This window comes from Candidatus Kapaibacterium thiocyanatum, from assembly GCA_001899175.1.
Classification (GTDB): Bacteria; Bacteroidota; Ignavibacteria; order Kapaibacteriales; family Kapaibacteriaceae; genus Kapaibacterium; species Kapaibacterium thiocyanatum.
This window is the reverse complement of record MKVH01000003.1, coordinates 271,468-291,326: the sequence shown is the minus strand read 5'-3', so window position 1 is coordinate 291,326 and position 19,859 is coordinate 271,468. Positions and strand designations below refer to the sequence as shown.

The following is a 19,859-nucleotide window of genomic DNA, read 5'->3' as shown; positions in this document are numbered from 1 at the left end:
CTGCCGGAACTTCTTCGGCATGTACTTCCATCTCCATACCCGGCTCGAAGTACAGAACGTTGCCGTACATCTGCTGCTGCTGGCGGAGATAGCGGAGGATATCGTCGGTAGGTGTCATACTGCCCCGCAAAATACCGCCACGCCGACAAATCCCGTCGGTGTAACCTGCCGACCATGCCATGGCTCCGAAGGCTTGTCATCACTTACCGTAGTACAGGCATGCGTTCCCTCCTCCTCGGCATCCTCGCCATCCTCATTCTCGCCGCGCCCGCAGGCGCAGCCCCGACGGCGGCACGTGTCCAGATCGCCCTCCTGCTCGATACCAGCAGCAGCATGGACGGACTGATCAATCAGGCCCGTTCCCGGCTATGGAAGATCGTCACCGCGATGTCGACGGCACGACGCGACAAGACGGCGGCGACGCTCGAGCTCGCCCTGTACGAATACGGCAACTCCGGGCTGAGTGCGAAGAGCGGCTATCTCCGCAAGGTCTCCGATTTCACGACGGACCTCGATCACGTGAGCGAGCAGCTTCACACCCTGACCACCAACGGAGGCGAAGAATACTGCCCGACCGTCATCGTCACCTCCGTCGACAACCTGGGCTGGAGCCAGGATCCAGGCGACCTGCGTATGATCGTCATCGCCGGGAACGAACCGTTCGGCCAGGGGGCCATAACACCGCAGGAGGCATGCAAGGCGGCCAACCGCAAGGGCATCACGGTCACCACACTGTTCTGCGGAAACGACCAGGAAGGTCGCCGCACGGGATGGTACGACGGTGCCACGTGCAGTGGCGGAGCCTATCACGCCATCGACACGGACGAGGCCATGGCCTACGTCACGACGCCCTACGACAAGGAACTGCAGACTCTCAACGACAGGCTGAACCGCACCTATCTCCACTATGGCGCACAGGGACGGAAGTTCAAGGCGCGACAGAGCGAACAGGATGCCAATGCCGTACAGCTCAGCTCCGCCGTCATGGCGGATCGCATCGCAGCCAAGGCCTCGGGTGCCTATGCCAACTCCACGTGGGACATCGTCGACCTCGCACGCACGAATCCCGTCGCGGCCGCCGAGCTGAAGGAGGACGATCTTCCCGCGGAACTGAAGGGCAAGACGGCACCGGAACGCAGGCAGCGGATCGACCAGCTCGCCACCGAACGCGAGCGCATCAACAAGGACATCCGCGCCCTCGACGCGAAGCGTGCGGACTTCATCGGACAGGCGCAGAAGGCCCAGGCATCCAGACCGTCCACGATCGACGAAGTCATCCTGAAGAGCATCCGCGCACTCGCCGAAAAGAAGGGCTTCGCGATGAAGTGAGCATGGTAGACCGGTAGTCACCCCTTCCATCTGATATCCCCTTCCAGACACATACCGCCCGACCCGGTTTTCCGGAGATCGGGCGTCTTGTTATCAGGGGATACGCCACCGTTCCCCGATGCCATAGAAACGGCACATGCAACCATCACAATCCCGGGGGATGAGCGATGACGACGAGATGTACGATGAAGAATCGGTTCCTGCCCGATGCGAGGGCGTTCGAGTATATCGACGCTTCGCTGCGCGAAGCGGAGAAGATCCGGGGAGTACCCGACGGGACGTTCGGCATTGCGGCAACCAGAGATGCATTCTCCATCACCGCCGAATGCACCTGCGAGTTGTACAGGACGGACAGCGGGTTCATGATGGCAGTCACACCCGGCCTGCTGTGTACGATAGCCTCGGATATCATGAAACACGATCGGTATGGCGAGTATTTCCATCGCCAGTTGGTGTCCCATCAGATAGCCCGGACCATCGGACGTATCTCCGTGATGAGGAATCGACGTGTCGGAGAGAAATGGGCACAATTGCACGGTATTACACCGAACCATGCTCCAGCCGTTCCGGCAACATGAGATACGCTCTCACGATAAACGAAAAGGGCCGATCGCGATGATCGGCCCTTCGTTGCATTCGTACGCTTGTACGCTTGTACGCTTGTACGCGAACTTATTCTTCGTGCGCTTCGAGCTCTTCGTGTTCTTCCTGCGAGTCGCCACCCTTGGACTTGCCGAGCGTGAAGACCAGTTGATTGGTCTTCTTGTCCAGCTTGCCCTTGATGAGCGCTCCGTCCGTGAAAGTACCCTTGAGCATTTCCTCGGCCACCGGATCCTCGACGAAGCGCTGGAGCGTGCGGCGCAGCGGCCGTGCCCCATACTTTTCGTCGAAGCCCTTGTCCGCGATGAAGTCCTTCGCCGACTTCGCCAGCTCGAGCGAGATGTTGCGTGCGCTGAGGCGCTTGAGCAGACGCTTGAGCTGAAGGTCGATGATCTTGTACATGTGTTCCTTCTTCAGGGTGCGGAACACCACGTACTCATCGATACGATTGATGAATTCCGGATTGAAGAGACGCTTCAGCGTTTCCTCGACCGTGGACTTCATGTTCTCGTAGTCGTCCGCGACGGCGTCGGCAGTGAATCCGATCCGGCCACCGGCCTTCACGTCACGCATACCGACGTTGGACGTCATGATGATGATCGTGTTCTTGAAGTCGACACGACGGCCAAGGCCGTCCGTCAGGACACCATCGTCGAAGACCTGCAACAGGATGTTGAAGACGTCGGGGTGGGCCTTCTCGATTTCATCGAGCAGGATGATGGAATAGGGCTTGCGGCGCACCTTCTCGGTGAGCTGTCCACCTTCTTCGTATCCGACGTAGCCCGGAGGAGCTCCGACGAGGCGGGACACGGAGAACTTCTCCATGTATTCGCTCATGTCGATGCGGATCAGGGCATCTTCACTGTCGAAGATATAGCGTGCCAGCGCCTTCGCCAGTTCCGTCTTCCCTACACCCGTAGGCCCGAGGAACATGAAGGAACCGATCGGCCTCGACGGGTCCTTCAGACCGGCACGTGCGCGGCGAATGGCCTTCGCGAGGTGTTCCACCGCTTCGTCCTGGCCGATGACCTGACCCTTGAGCTCTTCGGCCATCTTGAGCAGCTTGGCCGTTTCGCTCTCGGCGATGCGGTTGACGGGAATACCCGTCATCATGGCGATGACGTCGGCGACATCGTCTTCCGTCACGTCGTAGACCATGTCTCCCGCACGCTGTTCCCAGTCTTCCTTGACCTGTTCGAGTTCGGACTGATACTTCTTCTCGAGATCGCGCAGGCGGGCCGCTTCCTCGAAGTTCTGCGACTTGACGACCTGGTTCTTCTCGAGTCGCACGGATTCGATCTTTTCCTCGAATTCCAGGACTTCCTTCGGCACGGTGATATGGGCCAGATGCACGCGGGCACCTGCTTCATCCATCACATCGAGGGCCTTGTCCGGCAGGAAACGGTCCGTGATGTAGCGGTCCGCCATGGCCACGCAGGCCTTGACGGCAGCATCGTCGTACCGTACGCCGTGATGCTTTTCGTAGCGATCCTTGACGTTGTTCAGGATCTGTACCGCTTCGTCGGCAGAAGGTGGTTCGACGAGGATCTTCTGGAAGCGACGATCGAGAGCGCCGTCCTTTTCGATGAACTGACGATACTCGTCGAGCGTCGTCGCACCGATGCATTGGATGTCGCCCCGCGCGAGTGCCGGCTTGAACATGTTCGAGGCATCGAGCGAGCCCGATGCACCGCCTGCACCGACGATCGTATGGAGCTCGTCGATGAACAGGATGACGTCCTTCGCCTTTTCCAGCTCGTTCATCACGGCCTTCATACGTTCTTCGAACTGACCGCGATACTTCGTTCCGGCCACGAGAGCTGCCAGGTCGAGCGTCACGATGCGCTTGTCGAAGAGAACGCGCGACACCTTGCGTTCGATGATGCGGATGGCCAGGCCTTCGACGATGGCCGTCTTGCCCACGCCCGGTTCTCCGATCAGGACGGGGTTGTTCTTCTTGCGGCGGGACAGGACCTGCGCCACACGCTCGATTTCCTTCTCCCGTCCGATGACCGGGTCGAGTTTTTCCTCGAGGGCGAGCTTCGTCAGGTCGCGACCGAAATTGTCGAGCACCGGCGTCTTCACACGCTCGGGTGCAGCCTTGCCGCGCGCCGCTCCCTTGTCGGACTTCGACGAGGAGGACGACGAACTCGGCTTGCCGCTCAGATAGGCGTCCAGTTCCTTGCGTACCGCATCGTAGTTCACGGAGAACTGCGCCAGGATCTGTGCAGCGATATTGTCTTCGTCACGGAGCAGGGACAACAGCAGATGTTCCGTACCGATGACGTCGGATTTATAGAGCTTGGCTTCGAGATAGGTGATCTTGAGAACCTTCTCGGCCTGCTTCGTGAGAGGAATGTTCCCGATGGTCAGCGGTCCACTCATCGAGCGCACGGTATCTTCCACGGCACGCTTCAGCTTGCCGAGATCGACACCGAGATTGCGCAGGATCTTGATGCCGATCCCTTCGCCTTCGCGGATGATGCCGAGCAGGAGATGTTCGGTACCGATGTAATCATGCCCCAGCCGCAATGCTTCCTCGCGGCTGAGTCTGATCACATCCTGTACTCTGTTTGAGAAGTTGCCTTCCATGATGAACTCTCTTCGGAGAGGTGGGTATTGTAGTCGGAAGACGAATACGTGTGCATTCTGTTACCTGACGCGAGAAAATATACCCGATTTTTCTCCTCGGCTCCCGCCCAAGATATTCACAGCCATGTTCTTACGTCCGAAAACGTACGTACGTTCCCATGGCACGATAGAGCGAATTCAGTCGAACAACTGCTTGACCTTGCCGACACTGGCGACGAGCGTCGCATGCGACGACGCGGCAGCTTGCGTCTGCGCCGGTGTCTCGGCCGACTTGCCCTTTCCCTTGCCCTTCTTTGGCGCCACGGGTGCGGCGGCGGTCGGCTGTTGTGTGGACGGAAGTACCATTTCGGCGTACTTGACCCGCACATCGACGTTCTTGACGGCAGAGAGAGCGTTCTTGACGGCGTTGATGCGATCCTTCAGCAACTGGACGTTCGGATCGACGGGATCGGCCGGAGCTACCGGTTCATCCGGTGGCGTGGCACCCTTCTTCGTCTTCTTCACGGCCTTCTTCCACGCGTCCATGGCCTTGGCATGTTCGGCGGCCGCCTGGGCACGAACGGGACCGAGTTGATCCTCGTCGGCCACGACGGAAATCAGCACGTTCATTTCCTGGTTGACGCGGAGCTGTTCGGCGACACCTTCGAGTTCCTTCCTGCCCTGCGCGGTGAGGTTGGCGCTGTTCCGGTCGAACCCGCGTACGGAGAAGATCGGAGTCCCTTCCTTGAGCGCACGGACCTTGAAGTCCTTCTTGATGTCCTTGAACTGCGTGTTCGGTGGCACGTTCAACGTCTCTTCCTTGCGGTAGACGTTGTAGCCGGCGAAGACGAACTTGCAGTCTCCGGCCTCATTGATGAGGACGAGGTACGTACCGTCCGTACCGCTCTTCTGCGACGTCTTCTTGCCCGAAGGCGTGTAGACGTACATCTTGCATTCCACAGGGGCACCGGTCACTTCATCCGTTACCTTGCCTTCGATGCGGGTCACGGCCTGCTGGGCAGCCGCCGTGCCGAACACGGCGAATGTCGCTGCGATCAGTGCAGCCGGCCGTACGATGCGTGCGATAATCATCTGTCGGATCATCCTCTGGATTGTGATTGTTGAAGGAATCGTTCTATACCCTGCCGGCAGTCGTCCGTCTGCCGGGCCAATGCATTCATCGACGTGGCATAACGAAGTCCGGCATCGAGTGACATCCCGTGCAGTGCCGTGAGCATGTCCTTGCTGAGCTTCAGTGCCGATGCGCTGTTCTTCGCCACCGTTCGTGCCAGATCCATCGTCGCCGTTTCCAGATCGGCATCGTCGACGACATGGGAAATGAGTCCGAGCCGATGCGCCTCCGTCGCGGAAACGTTCTCTGCAGTGAGAATCAAACGCCGTGCCTGCGTATCCCCAATCTTGCGAAGGAGATAGACCATGACGATAGCGGGGATGAAGCCGATCCGGACTTCGGAATATCCGAACTGTGCGCCTTCGCGACCGGCCACGACGAGGTCGCAGACGGTGGCCAGTCCACAGCCTCCGGCGATCGCAGGGCCGTGGACCATGGCGATGACAGGCTTGGGGAGCTCGACGATGGACTGCATCATGCGCATGAGCGCCGTACTGTCCGCAAGATTGTCGAGTACCGAATTGTCCGATATCTGCCGGAGATAGGCGAGGTCGGCGCCGGCGCAGAAGGCCGGGCCTTCTCCTCGCAGAACGACGACACGTACGCTATCGTCGGCACCCATCGCGGCGATGGCATCCGACATTGCGGCCACCATCTCGGCGCTGAGACTGTTGCGTTTTTCAGGGCGCGCCATCGTGACGATGCCGATCTGCCCTTCGACGGATGTGCGGATGATATTCATGCTGACAAAGTTAACGAACCACGACCAGCGGTACCGTGGCCGAATGCCGCCCTGCCGTCGTCCGTACGACGTAGGCGCCCGTACCGATTCCCGTCGTCGGTACGGGAACGTCGAACGAACCCGTACCGAGGAACGTGCTCTGCTCATGGACGAGCCGACCGTCGATTCCGTACATCCGTATCGTGACCATCGCCGGTTCCACCATGTCCACGGGCAGCAGGAAGTCCGTTCCGGCAGGCTGCGGATACGGGAGACCTACATGGAATTCCTGTGCCGGGGGCACGGCCGAATACCGTTCGGCGAGGCTTCGCGCCGAATCGGGATGATCGCCGAAGGCGATCACGAGACGGAAACGACGCTTCTGCCCGGCCTTCAATGATGCGGGAAAACGCATTCCCGTTACAACCGCGATGTCGTTCTCACCGGAGTATTGCACGGCCGTGCCGTTGCGCAGAAGAGAATCCTTCAGCATCACCGACATCCCGTTGTACGTCACCGTGTTGTCGATGCCCGCACAGACGGGCGTCGATCCCACCTCGGAACTGGAGACGGCACAGGCCACGGCGACATCCGACACGGAGCTCGTCGCGATCTGCATCGACAGCGGAACGCCCGACGGCATGGCGTTGACGAAATACGTCCTGTTCCTGGCCGGCTGCACGCCGAGATCCCAGTCCATGAACCAACCCGCTGCCACGTCGTCGAGCGTGCTGTCCGAGATGTTTTCGATGACGATGTCGGATATGTAGACGGCCGTATCGCCTCCGGCGAGACGGACGGTCTGATCGACGCGGACTCCGAGCCGCAGCGAGTCGGGAGCTCCTGCATCGACGGCGCTGCCCTGCAGTTCGTCGGGAACGATGAACCGCTTCACGGGAACGAAGTGATCGTCGATGCCGCGTCGCGCGCGTACGCTGCTCACGAGACGTCCCCTGCTCGATATCATGAGGCCGCCTTCGTAGAGCTGACCACAGAAGCCCTTGTAGGCGAGGCCCTCGCCCTGGCCCTTGTTGAGGTCCGTATTACCCATGCGCACCTTGTCGCCCACGCTGAGTGCGACGATGTCGTTACGCAGCGTAAGGAAGGCCGGTGTAGGCGTGACCGGAAGGAGATAGCGTTGACGATGTTCGTCGCCCGCCGTCGTCGTGGCGGAATGGCGCAGCCGTACGAAGAGGTCGGCATCACGTTCCGAAATCACGACGCAGCGTATCGGTTCGAGGGTCGCCACCGCACCCGTCGCGATAGACGGTATGGCAATCGTGCCGGTGAGCATGCGGATGGCGGCAGCGCCATCTCCGACGACGTCGATCGTCGCAGTGCCCGCAGTGACGGGAGCCAGATGGTTCCTCAGACGTACTGTCATGACGACGGTATCGCCTACGCCCCATCGCGACCTGCCCGACATGGCGGCGACGAGAAGCGTATCAACGGAGAGCGACGGGATGGAATCGGGTCGCAGCGTCACTGCCTTCAGCGCGTCGATACGTCCACCGATGAGATCGGCCCGCCCCGGATTCAACGCTCCGATATCGGTGACCGCACGCTCTGCGAGAGCACAGGCCTGCAGCGGCGTCAATGAGGGATGATGCGACCGTACGAGACCGACGATGGCGCTGACGATGGGTGCGGATCCCGACGTACAGCAGAAGGTGCCGTAGGTGCCGTCGTTCGACGTCGTGACCGTTTCCTGTCCGGGCGCCATGACGTCGACGGCCGGACCGAGTGCGCTCATACCGACGACCGTATCGCGGGGATCGGTGACGCCGACGCCGAGCACACCGGGGTATGCCGCGGGATAGAAGGAAGCGGTCGTACCGTGATTGCCCGCTGCCGCCACGACGGCCGTACCGCGGCCGATGGCATAGGCGATGATGCTCTCGTCGATGCACGACTTCGAGAAGCTTCCCCACGAGCAGTTCACGACATCGATGCCGTTCAACGCACAGTACATGATGCTTTCGTAGCCGAAGACGATCCCGCTCCCGCCATTGGGAGTGGTCTTGAGCGGTACGATCCTGCACCGGTTGGCGATACCGACGATGCCGATGTTGTTGTTGACCGTCGCACCGCATATCCCCGCCACACCGGTGCCGTGTCCATCGGTGGGATTGTAGGTATCACCCGGCCTGGTGCCATCGTCTTCCGTCGTGAAACTGTATCCACGGTAGTCGTCCACATAGCCGTTCGCATCGTCATCGATACCGTTGTCCGGAATCTCGCCCCTGTTGACGGCGATGGCATCCTTGAGGTCTTCATGATCCTGGCGTATACCGGTGTCACCGATGCCGATACGCACCGTATCGGAACCTGCCTCCACCATCCATGCGTCGAGAAGACGGATGGTCTGGATGAGATGCTGACGCCCGGACTCGGGATCGTTGACGGTATCGGCGCAGAGACGGTATCGTATGGCCGGCTCCGCGATCTCGATGTCGCCGCACGCCGACTGGATCTTCCTGCAGTAGAGGTCGGGCGACAGCCCTTGCTCGTCGACGTCGACGACGAAGGAACGCAGAAGCGGTTCTTCCAGCGCCACGATCGTCGTCGTGTTCGCATCGAGAAGGCCGTCGTTCTTGGAGTGCTGCATACGCCACGTGACGGACCGCTCGAACGGCAGCAACGCATATCGTATGCGCATGCCGTTCCGTGCCGCGATCCGTTCCGCGGTGGTCGTACGCATGGCTTCGGCGGAGAACCGGACCTTCGCACGCCCTGCGATGTAGTCGTCGGCGGCATTCTGCCGTGCATGAACGAACGATGTGACGATCCCCATCATCATCATGGCGACGATGAGCGATCGACCATGATGGGAGCGTGATGTCATCGGACGATCACGAATGGCAACGACACGATGCCGCGCTGCGAACGAAGGATGCAGCGATAGACTCCACTTCCGCACGATGCCAGGTTCAGCATGCTGCGCTCGGCCGATGGATCCGCCATCTGGTGCAGTACGGTGCGGCCCGCCACGTCGACCAGGTCGATGGCTTCGATGCCCGCCCCATGATCGATGGTACATACTGTCGATGCCGGCTGGGGATAGACGATGGTGGCGGTATGGCCGGCAGCGTCGTTCACGGACATCGGATCGAGCAGCACCGCCCGCACCGTGGCAGCAGCGTCTCCGATGGTTTGTCCGATCCCGATCACCGTGATGAACGTGCGCACGGCGCCGCGCTCGAGCTGGCCCGGAAACTTCATGCCGACGACCGTGCACATGTCGCCCGATTCGGCTGTCTGTATGCCGGTGCCGCTGTTCAGAAGCGTCACGACGTCGGCATCGGTAAGCCCGTCGTTATCGTTCACGTATGTGCGATAGCGCATACCCACCGCCTGGGGTTCGGCCGTGGGATCCGCGACGGACGAGGCGATGACGACGGCGACGGGAACGCCCTGGCGTTCGAAAGCTTCGGCTGCGGCGCTATGCGTCGAGAAGTTGTCGGGAATGGCTTCCGGAGCCAATCGTATCAGGTTCTCCGAGCCGCCCTGGCCGATGTCGAAATCGAGGAAGTGGCCCGCACTGATATCGGTGAGGATGCGATCCGACGTATTCTCCACGGTCGTCGTGATGACGGCTGCGGACAAGTTGGCCGAGGGGAAGGTATGACGTTGCGTGATCCGCACCCCTACGTACCGATCCGTGGAAACGGCGCGGTCCGACATTACGGCACGATTGGAGTCGGCGCCCGTGAACGGTTTCTCGATCGTGAAATCCGACTGGTTCGTGAGGTTGTCGTATGCCTTCAGTGCATGCGCGCCGCCTTCGGTGAAGAGCAGACCGGACGGAGAGAGCAGCGATTCCTGTCCCTTCCATATCAGACCTATACCCTGGCGTGTCTGATCGGGGTATCCGTCGAAGCCAAGCCATCCGTCGTCGCTTGCCGTGTAGGCCAGCACATTGTTCCGGAACGTCGTGATGGGCGCGGGCTTCGGCAGGTAGTACAGTCCTTTGTCCGAGTAGTTGTCCGCTTCCATTTCCAGACTGAAGATCAGCGGCAGATTGTTCACACCGTTGATGACGACCCGGAACGTGCCCACGGCCACATCGGCTCCAGTGCCGATGGTACCGACGTCGATGTCGTGATCGAGAATCGTCACGTTCCACCCGTTCGGTACGGCAGCCTGCAACGTCGTCGTGAGTCCGGTAACCGGACCGAGTTCGTTCCTGAGATTGAAGGTGAGATGGAGCGTGTCACCGATGCGGAAGCGTTCGACCGGCGTGCCTGCCGCATCCCGCTGATCGACCGATACGATACGCACGGACGGAATCGAGAAGGGGTCCGTGGTGACGGCCTTCATGAAGTTGATGCGGCCCGGAAGCAAGGCACCGTACTGGATGTTGTTCTCCGAGATATCATCCGTGCAGCGTCGTGCGAAGGCGATGGTCTGGACGGCGTTCAGTTGCGGATATCGGCTCCGTATGAGTCCGCACATTCCCGCGGCAAGCGGCGAGGCGAACGACGTACCCATGATACCGCTCGTCGTATAGCCGTTGCCCGACGTCGTCGTCAGGGCCAGATAACCCGGCGCCATGACGTCGGCGTTGACTCCCACGCCCGAGCTCGACAGGACGAAGTCGTCTTCGTTCGTCTCACCCACTCCGAGCACGTTATCGTAGGCAGAGGGATAGTTCGGAACGAAGGAACCGTGATTGCCTGCCGAGGCGACGATGACGACGTCATTGGCCGCCGCGTAGTCGATCACGGACTGATCGATCGGCGAGAAGGGCTTCACGCGTCCCCAGCTGCAGTTCAGCACCTTGAACCGCATGAGGCCGGCATAGACGATGGACTGATAGCTGTAGACGAGATCGCCGCCCCTGGCACTGCCGGTCTTGATCGGGAAGAACCGGCACCTGTTGCCGGAACCGGCGATTCCTATTCCGTTGTTCGTGGTGGCACCAGCCAGACCGGCCACTTCCGTGCCATGCGACTGCGACGGATTCAGCGTCACCCCCGGCTTCGTGCCATCGAGCGAGAAAGCCAGATTGCACCCGATATAGTCGTCGACGTAGCCGTTGCCATCGTCGTCGATATCGTTGTCCGGAATCTCGCCTCCGTTCTTCCAGATGTTGTCGCGCAGGTCCTCGTGGGTCTGGTCCACGCCGTTGTCGCTGACGCCGATGACGACGTTGGTGTCGCCCTGCAGCGAGTCCCATGCCTCGAAGGCCTTGATGCGGGTCAGATAGCCTTGCGATCCCGTGCGTGGGTCGTTGGGAACGGCGTGCATCTCATCCGTATACCATGGCTCGGCATATTCCACCACGCCCTGCTTCGACATCAGCGCGGCGGCCATGCGTTCGGGCAGGATCGGTCCACCGAAGGCCACGGCGAACGTGCGGCACAGTTTCTCTTCGGCGCGTTCGAGTGCGGACGGAACACGGGGACGCGTAGCGAGCGCATTCATCGGACGGAAGGCACGGGCCTGCTCGGGCGCGAGAAGTTGCGATCGAACGTCCATACCCTCCGGCAGCATCCTGGCGGCGGCTTCAGCGGTATAGGCGACACCCGGACGGAAGCGGACCCACACGACGTTGGGTCTGGTCTGGGCCGACATATCGATGAAAAACAGACAACAAGCCGCTCCGAGCGCAGCGATGCGATTGCCCAGCCGTAAAAGTTTTCGCAGTTTCATTGGTATCCTCTGAAAGCACTGACCATGACCGAACAACAAAGTTTCATCGTCACGGCACGCAAGTGGCGCCCGCTCCGCTTTGCCGATGTCGTTGGCCAGGAACACATTACGACGACGCTCAAGAATGCCATCCGTTCGGAACGCATCCATCATGCCTACCTGTTCACAGGTCCGCGAGGCGTGGGCAAGACGACATGTGCGCGTATTCTGGCGCGTGCCCTGAACTGCCCGAATGCCATCGACTGCGAACCCTGCAATACCTGCGCTGCATGTACGGACGTCCTCGAGGGGCGATCCGTCGACGTCATCGAGATCGACGGCGCTTCGAACAACTCCGTCGACGACGTGCGTAAACTACGCGAGAATGCGAAATATTCCCCGATGAACGGCCGGTACAAGATGTACATCATCGATGAAGTGCACATGCTCTCGACGGCCGCCTTCAACGCCCTGCTGAAAACGCTCGAAGAACCGCCAGCACATCTCATCTTCGTGTTCGCGACGACGGAAATCCACAAGGTTCCCGCCACGATCCTCAGCCGTTGCCAGCGCTTCGACTTCCGGCGGATGGAGATCGATACGATCACGGCACAACTGCGCCATATCGCCGCCAACGAAGGATACACGATCGACGACGAATCGCTCGTCGCCATCGCCAAGAAGGCCGACGGCTCGATGCGCGACTCGCAGTCGATCTTCGACCAGGTCGTGGCCTTCTGCGGTAAGGACATCCACTACAGCGAGGTGAGCAATGCCCTGCACCTCATCGATCTCGACTTCTTCTTCTCGCTCAGCGAGGCCGTCCACACGCACGACGTGACGTCGATGTTCACGCTCTCGCGCCAGGTCATCAACCGTGGCTACGATCTGCAGGAGTGCCTCGTAGGCCTGCTCGAGCATTTCCGCAACATCCTCACCGTCCTCACCACGGGCAGTACATCGCTCATCGAAGCATCGGAGACCTTCCTCAAACGCTATGCGGAAGAGGCCGCGCAGTTCACCCGCGCCGACGTACTGCGCATCATGACGATGATCTCCCAGGGCGAAGCCGTCCTGCGCAGCAACCCGCCGCAACCGCGCATCCGTTTCGAATTCACCCTGGTCCAGCTCGCCGCGATGGATTCGACGGTCGATCTGACGACCCTTCTGAACAGTATTGGCAAGGGTGGTTCCGCACCTGTACGGCCGAAGCCAGTGCCGGTGCCAACGCCGGCACAACCGGGAGCTTCGGCTACCGCATCGACTCCGGCAGCTCCGACGGCAACACCCGTACCGGCGAAGACCATTCCCCTGACCACGAAAGCCGCCGTCACGCCCGCGACTCCGGCACCCCAACCGTCGCTGCAGAGCATCGCATCGCGCTGGAGCGCCTTCCTCGATACGCTTCCGGAATCGCTGCTGTTCGTCAAGACGGCCATCGATCCGGCCGACCTGCTCGGAGTGGACATCACCGATACGGGGATCACCTTCCGGCCCCGTGCCGAGATCATCCACAACCGCCTGGAAGACAAGCTTCCGCAGCTGCGCGAGAACCTCGCCGCCTTCTACGGCATGGCCGTCACGGTGCATCTCCTTCCCTATCAGCGTCAGGCAGGGGCTGCCGTAGCCGACTCCGAATCGGGAGAGACTCCGGCGGGCGGAGCGTCGTCCATCGACGATTCCGACGAACTGCTGCCCGTGGAAAAAGCCATCATGGAACTCTTCAAGGCACGCCGGGCATCGTAGTTTTGTGGTTCGACGTTCTTGTCACCTGTATGGAATACAACGATGGCACTGGCTGAAGGCACGAAGGCGCCGGCACTGAAGGGACCTACCGACGGCGGAGGATTGTTCGATCTGAAGGATGCGCGAGGTTCGTGGGTCGTCCTCTTCTTCTATCCGAAGGACGATACGACGGTATGCACCAAGGAAGCGTGCAATTTCCGCGACAACATGAATCCCATCACCGCCACGGGAACCGTGCTGGTCGGCATCAGTCCGGACAGTGTGGCCTCGCACGACAAGTTCAAGGCGAAGTACGACCTGAACTATCCCCTGCTCTCCGACGAAGGACATGCCTACTGCGAGACCTACGATGTGTGGAAGGAGAAATCCCTGTACGGACACAAGTACATGGGCGTCGAACGCACGACCTATATCGTGAACCCCGACGGCATCATCGTGAAGACCTTTCCAAAGGTCCGCACGCCGAAACATGCCGAAACCGTACTCAAGGCCCTGAAGGCCCTCGGTGCCGGAGCATGATCGACACGCATGCCCATATCGACACCGAAGCGTTCGACGAGGATCGTCCGGCCCTGCTTCAGCGGGCATGGGATGCGGGGCTCACGGGCATCATCATTCCTGCGATCGAACCACGTACCTGGCATCGCGTCCTGGAGACGGCGGCTCTCGACGACCGCATCCGTGCGGGTATCGGCGTCCATCCGCACAATGCCGGCGACGTGACGATGGCCGACATGGAGCGCGTGGAGGAACTCTCCCATCGTGCGGACGTCGTCGCCATCGGCGAGATCGGCCTCGACTATCACTACGACTTCTGCAGTCCCGACATCCAGAAGTCGTACTTTCGCGAACAGTTGCGTATCGCCAAACGGCGTGGCCTGCCCGTCATCGTCCATAACCGGGAATCCGACGACGACCTGCTCCGCATCATCGAGGAGGAGCAGGACGGCACGCTCCGCGGCGTGCTCCACTGCTTTTCCGGAGACGTATCCATATTACGCCGTGCCCTCGATCTCGGCATGCATGTGTCGTTCACGGGCAATATCACATTCAAGAAATCGACATTGAACGAAACGGTGCAGTCGGTACCTGCGGACAGATACATGATCGAGACCGATTCCCCCTACATCACCCCGGTACCCTTCCGGGGGCACAGAAACGAACCATCGCACGTCCGCCTCGTCGCGGAAAAAATAGCGGAGATCCGAACCATGACGTTGCAAGAAGTCATCGCCGAGACCACATCCACGGCCCGTCGCCTGTTCGCGCTGGCTTCCATCCTGGTGCTGTTCGCTTCGGCGGCCTATGCACAACCTACGAAGCCCCGTGACGAGGACTACGAACTCGACGAACAGTACGAACTCGCGATGCAGGCCTACGAGATGGATTCCATCTCGTGGTCGAAGTGGCTGAAGGACAAGAAGTTCGGTATCGGCATCACGGTCGGCTCCAACACGATCGTCGAACACCAGACGTATACGCAGCGTTTCTTCCGCAGCACGCAGGCAACGATTCCGAACCGCTGGGAGAACTATCCCAAGCCGGGCGTGAACCAACCCTCGCGGTCGTTCTCCTACGAAGGCCTCATCACGTTCGGCGGTACGCTGAACTACAGCCTGACGGACCGCTTCACGCTCGAAGGCACCTTCCTCACGGCGAAGAACACGAAGCCGCAGGAACTCTTCGGCCTCAACCCGATCAGCATCTCCATCGTCGAGCTCGCCGGTACGTATATCCTGAATCCGTACAACAAGGTCAACTTCGGTCTGTCGGGCGGTGGTACGCTCGCGATGGTCAGCGACGGCACCGTATCGTCGTCCACCTACGGCGTCCACGTCGGTCCGGCCTTCGGCATCAACATTCCCACACCGATCGGCCTCTTCTATCCCCAGGTCGTCGTGCGTTTCAACTTCATGCTCGGTACGGACAAGGATCGTGTGATCGCACGCTATCCGGATCTGGAAACCGGACTGCCCATCGTCAATCCGAACAATCCGAACCAGGTATCGGAAGACCGTGCGGACGTCACGACGATCTACTCCATTCCACGCATCACCATCAGCTGGTATCCCAGGTTCTGATGACAACGATCCTCGAAGGCACGGCGCTCGCGCAGGACATCTCCTGCGTACGGAACGGAACGACACCGACACCGTCGTTCCGTGCGGCGGTGCGGCGCATCGGTCTCCACCTGGCGGCCGAAATATCCCGCCATCTGCCGGCACGTACCATCGACGTCTCCACACCCCTCGAAACGACGTCGGGCACGGTCATCGACGGAACCGTCGTACTGGTTCCCGTCCTGCGCGCAGGTCTGGGTCTGCTCGATCCCTTCCTCGACATCCTGCCCGATGCGGCGGTGGGTTACGTCGGTCTGAAGCGGAACGAGGAAACGCTGGAAGCGCATCGGTACTACTGCAACCTCCCGCCCCTCGACGACAGCATCGTCATCGTCCTCGACCCCATGCTCGCCACGGGCGGTACGATGTGCGCCACGCTCGATCTCCTGAAAGACATCCCGCACAAGGCCACCTACACCGCGAGTATCATCGCGGCTCCGGAAGGTATCGCAGCCGTGACGACACAGCATCCCGACGTGCACGTCGTCGTGGCTCAGCTCGATCGCTGCCTGAACGCCAGCGGCTTCATCATGCCAGGCCTCGGTGATGCCGGGGACCGCCTCTTCGGTACGTGACGGGACGCATGACGTCCGTCATGCCGACGTATCGCAAATCAATGTATGTTTGGTCAGCACTTCATCCCGTCGAAACTACTGGAGGACACCATCATGACGATCTTCAACTTCGGCCGTCATAACGTGCCGTTCGCCGATATCCAGAACATCAAGGTGGACTACAAGTATCCGGACTCGGAGATATACGTCGACCTCGAGTTGAGCGGCGGCGCGCAGCTCAGCCTGAACCTTCCGGACTCGCTCACGTTCATGGAGCAGTTCCTGCAGAAGATCAGGGAAGAGAAAAAGATCTGATGCTTTCGACGCCGGCTCAGCCCGGCGTTTTTTTTATGTCTTATGCGACGTATCTGCGGACGGCCGCCGCGAGTGCCTCGATATCGGAGGCGGACGTATGCGCGTGAACCGAGAATCGCAGGATGGGTACACCGAGCCAGTAGTGGATCACGACTTCGATACGGTCGTGATCGTAGAGATGGATCTGCATGGCGACGGGATCGACGTGATCGGGCAGGATGACGGCGCCCATCAGTAGTACGTCGTCGTCCGCATCCGTCAGCATGGGACGGATTCCGGGTATGGCGCACAGCAATCGCATTCCTTCTTCGCGCAGCGATCGGCTGATCGCCAGGACCGTGGGCCATTGCTGTGACTGCATCCATCGTATGGCGGCCGGCACGGTAAGGAAGGCCGTGAGGTCGCGCGTTCCGAGATACTCGTGCTCGTCGATGAAGCGGCTGATGCCCGGACGTTCGGCCTGCCATCCCCAGCTCACCACGAGAGGTCCGATACGATCCTGCACGTCACGGCGTATCCAGAGGAAGGCCGAGCCGATGGGCGTGCACATCCACTTGTGGCAGTTCGCCGTGTAGATATCGGCGCCGATATCCTCGAGATCCAGCGGCATATGTCCTGGAATGTGGGAACCGTCGACGATCGTCAGTATCCCGCGTTCGCGCGCACGACGGCACAGCTCCTTCACGGGAAGAAGGATTGCACTCGGCGCCGTGATATGACTGATGAAGAGGACCTTCGTGCGTTCCGTCACGCCGGCCCAGATGATGTCGGCAAGATCACCATACGGCGGAACGGGCATGGGGATCGAGGCCCGGACGATGTTCACACCCGTATCACGGTGGTAGTATCTCCATGCACGATCGCATGCACCGTATTCATGATCGGTCATGAGGATCTCGTCGCCCTCCTTCAGCATGCCACGCGTCGCCTGTGCGACGACGTTGACACCGAAAGTCGAATTGACGACGTAGACGAGATCGTCGGCATCCGCACCGAGGTAGTCACCGAGCGCGATACGAGCCTGACGCAACAGCTCGGGGGCGTCGCGGAAGAACAGGACGGGCTGCCTGTCCATACGTTCCAGCCAGCGCTGCTGCTCTTCGAACAGGGCACGCGGCAATGCCCCGAAGGAACCGTGGTTCAGGAAGATGGTGGATGGATCGAGGAGAAAGTCTTCCTTCGACAGCATGCGGCTACCTCACATCAGGGCAGAATGGATACACGCACCGAGCGACGCGCCATGCGGCCCATCGGAGTCGATGTCACGGACGGATCGGTCGTCGTCAGATGGATGTCTGCATCGCGTTCCTTCGCACCGACGAGCTGGGTCGCCGCACGTGCGCGTGCACGCTGGAGCTGCTGGTTGTACTGCTCGGTACCGAGGTTATCCGTACCGGGATACAACCGTATACGCTTGCCGTTGCGCAGCGCTTCGCGGACCATGGCGATGGCGTCGTCGTTGACGGACGTGAATGCCGTACCGTCGAAATCGAAATAGCCGAGTGTGTGGATGTCGCCTGCCGATGCATCGTCGTCGCTCGACAGCACGCTACGCGTCGTCGTCCGTTCCACTACGTCGGGCATGATGATGGCCTGGACCTGCGATGCGACGTTCCTGCCCGTCGTGTCCTGCACACGTGCGGAAACGTTCAGCAACATGCCCTCACGGGCGCTCTCGAGTCGTGCGGCAGGAATGGTCATACTGCGGAATTCACCGCCACCGGCAAGGGCGACGTCCGTTCCCTGCACGCTCGCATTCCATTGCGACGTACACGGACCGGCTTCGCAGACGAGCATCTGGGCGACGCGGATCTCCGCATCGGCAGCCGTACGCGTCGTCGCGTTGCGCTCGACGTCGAGTACCTTGCCCGCACCGTTGAAGGCGAAGCGTACCATACGCTGTTCGTCCGCGAGTTCGGGATAGCGGGCCGGCTGGTTGACGACGGGCTGGACCGACAGGCGTCCGGGATCGAGTCCGAGCTGATCCACCGCCCACGTGATGCGGCCCTTGGCGAGCGAGGCATCCTCATCCGCCGCCGTGCTGCCGATGACGATCAGACGTACATCGGGATGCGCTTCCATGTAGGCACGTACCGATGCCACGACGTCCTGCTGCATGCTGCCGGCGGGTGACGTCGTCGCGAGCGGCCGTGTGGAATTGGCTTCGAAGAAGACGACCGGGGCCGCATGATAGACCGTCGCGGCGGTGTGCTCCTTCACGACGGGAAGGTGCAGCGTGTCGTTCACGGGGGCCTTTCCGTCGGGACCGGTGACGTTCAGCGTGCTCTCGAGCCGCGCGATGACGGGCGGAGGAGGTGGTGGCGGGGGGGCGACCGGAGGAGGTGGTGGCGCCTCGACATGCCGTTCGAGTCTGTACTGGAACAGTACACCGAAGCGGATCGAACTGATGCTCCACGTGAGATCCTTCACGATGTTCGTCAATCCGATGTTGTACTGGACTTCGGGTGCGACGACGAGCTGGCGCGACGTCTGCAGTTCGTAGCGCAGGCCTACGACGGCCGCGGCGTACAATGCCGACGTCTGCGGAATGCTTCCTTCCGTATGGGCGCGCGTACGGCTTCCGTTCTCGAACGTATAGGCGGGGTCGGACGGTGTGAGCAGCATCTGGCTCTGTTCGTACGTCGCCATGATGGGAATACCGGCCTGCACGCCCAGCTTCAGACGCAGACCCTGGATTCCGGGCAGTCCGAGAGCGATGTACGGTTCGATGGAAAGCGGCGCATAGGAGGCGGCAAGACGATGTTCCACCGTTCCGGAGGACACGTCGTTACCACGGATGATGTTTCCTACCACTTCGGGTTCGCGCAATGCGGCCGTCAGCAGCGTATACGATACGTTGGCTCCCGCCCTGAGGGGCAGACCGAACAGCGTCGTCTCGGGAACGTATTCGACACCGGCCACGAGCGCTCCGCCGAAGCCGAGGTCGCCCGTGAACGTCACGCAGCAATTGGGAATGCCCGGAAGCTGCCGGAACGAACTGCTGTGCATGTTCGCACTGCCGTAGATACCACCCTGAACGATCCAGCGCCCGAGCGCCGTATCGGCCTTCTGTGCCGTGGCATGGGTACACACTGCGGCAAGGCCGAACGCGATGAAGAACCGACGTAGTACTGTCA

The 19,859-nt window shown here is 60.8% G+C and carries 14 protein-coding genes; 7 read left to right on the top strand and 7 right to left on the bottom strand.

The features are described 5' to 3' along the window. Window positions 1-219: 219 nt before the first annotated feature. Together BGO89_04860 and BGO89_04855 are read left to right on the top strand one after the other, a co-directional pair. Complete coding sequence (locus BGO89_04860; GenBank protein OJX60898.1) at window positions 220-1,329, top strand: hypothetical protein; 1,110 nt, start codon at window positions 220-222, stop codon at window positions 1,327-1,329. A 167-nt stretch (window positions 1,330-1,496) separates the two neighbouring features. Beyond that, window positions 1,497-1,907, top strand: coding sequence for a hypothetical protein (locus tag BGO89_04855; protein OJX60897.1), 411 nt, complete (start codon window positions 1,497-1,499; stop codon window positions 1,905-1,907). A gap of 94 nt (window positions 1,908-2,001) precedes the next feature. Here BGO89_04855 and BGO89_04850 read toward each other — a convergent pair whose 3' ends face one another. The 5 genes from BGO89_04850 to BGO89_04830 all read right to left on the bottom strand — a co-directional run bounded on the left by BGO89_04850 (window position 2,002) and on the right by BGO89_04830 (window position 11,930). Beyond that, a complete protein-coding gene (locus tag BGO89_04850; protein OJX60896.1) occupies window positions 2,002-4,521 on the bottom strand; it encodes a Clp protease ClpC in 2,520 nt (839 codons plus the stop codon). A gap of 177 nt (window positions 4,522-4,698) precedes the next feature. Continuing rightward, on the bottom strand, window positions 4,699-5,604 hold the full coding sequence (locus BGO89_04845) for a hypothetical protein (GenBank protein ID OJX60895.1): 906 nt from the start codon (window positions 5,602-5,604) through the stop codon (window positions 4,699-4,701). Continuing rightward, complete coding sequence (locus BGO89_04840) at window positions 5,601-6,374, bottom strand: hypothetical protein (protein OJX60894.1); 774 nt, start codon at window positions 6,372-6,374, stop codon at window positions 5,601-5,603. The genes BGO89_04845 and BGO89_04840 overlap by 4 nt, the downstream gene beginning before the upstream one ends. Window positions 6,375-6,384: 10 nt before the next feature. Continuing rightward, a complete protein-coding gene (locus BGO89_04835) occupies window positions 6,385-9,198 on the bottom strand; it encodes a hypothetical protein (protein ID OJX60893.1) in 2,814 nt (937 codons plus the stop codon). Then, window positions 9,195-11,930: a hypothetical protein gene (locus tag BGO89_04830; GenBank protein ID OJX60892.1), complete on the bottom strand. Its 2,736-nt coding sequence runs from the start codon at window positions 11,928-11,930 to the stop codon at window positions 9,195-9,197. The genes BGO89_04835 and BGO89_04830 overlap by 4 nt, the downstream gene beginning before the upstream one ends. A gap of 102 nt (window positions 11,931-12,032) precedes the next feature. Between BGO89_04830 and BGO89_04825 the strand changes: the two genes are divergently transcribed. Genes BGO89_04825 through BGO89_04805 form a run of 5 tightly spaced genes read left to right on the top strand, consistent with a single transcriptional unit; the run spans window position 12,033 to window position 16,722 of the window. Then, window positions 12,033-13,733, top strand: a complete 1,701-nt coding sequence (locus BGO89_04825) for a DNA polymerase III, subunit gamma and tau (protein ID OJX60891.1) — start codon at window positions 12,033-12,035, stop codon at window positions 13,731-13,733. A gap of 42 nt (window positions 13,734-13,775) precedes the next feature. Further along, window positions 13,776-14,252 (top strand): peroxiredoxin, encoded by a 477-nt coding sequence (locus BGO89_04820; GenBank protein OJX60890.1) that lies wholly within the window; start codon window positions 13,776-13,778, stop codon window positions 14,250-14,252. Continuing rightward, window positions 14,249-15,814: a hypothetical protein gene (locus tag BGO89_04815; protein ID OJX60889.1), complete on the top strand. Its 1,566-nt coding sequence runs from the start codon at window positions 14,249-14,251 to the stop codon at window positions 15,812-15,814. Before BGO89_04820 ends, BGO89_04815 begins: the two co-directional genes overlap by 4 nt. Then, entirely contained in the window at window positions 15,814-16,428 is a 615-nt protein-coding gene (locus BGO89_04810; protein ID OJX60888.1) for a uracil phosphoribosyltransferase, read from the top strand. Before BGO89_04815 ends, BGO89_04810 begins: the two co-directional genes overlap by 1 nt. 45 nt (window positions 16,429-16,473) lie before the next feature. Continuing rightward, window positions 16,474-16,722, top strand: coding sequence for a hypothetical protein (locus tag BGO89_04805; GenBank protein ID OJX60887.1), 249 nt, complete (start codon window positions 16,474-16,476; stop codon window positions 16,720-16,722). Between the two features lie 40 nt (window positions 16,723-16,762). Here the strand turns inward: BGO89_04805 and BGO89_04800 are convergent, their stop codons facing one another. Both BGO89_04800 and BGO89_04795 read right to left on the bottom strand, forming a co-directional pair. After that, window positions 16,763-17,911, bottom strand: coding sequence for a hypothetical protein (locus tag BGO89_04800; GenBank protein ID OJX60886.1), 1,149 nt, complete (start codon window positions 17,909-17,911; stop codon window positions 16,763-16,765). Between the two features lie 14 nt (window positions 17,912-17,925). Further along, window positions 17,926-19,815 carry a hypothetical protein gene (locus tag BGO89_04795; GenBank protein OJX60885.1) on the bottom strand — a complete coding sequence of 630 codons (1,890 nt, stop codon included), beginning with the start codon at window positions 19,813-19,815 and terminating at the stop codon, window positions 17,926-17,928. Window positions 19,816-19,859: the final 44 nt, after the last annotated feature.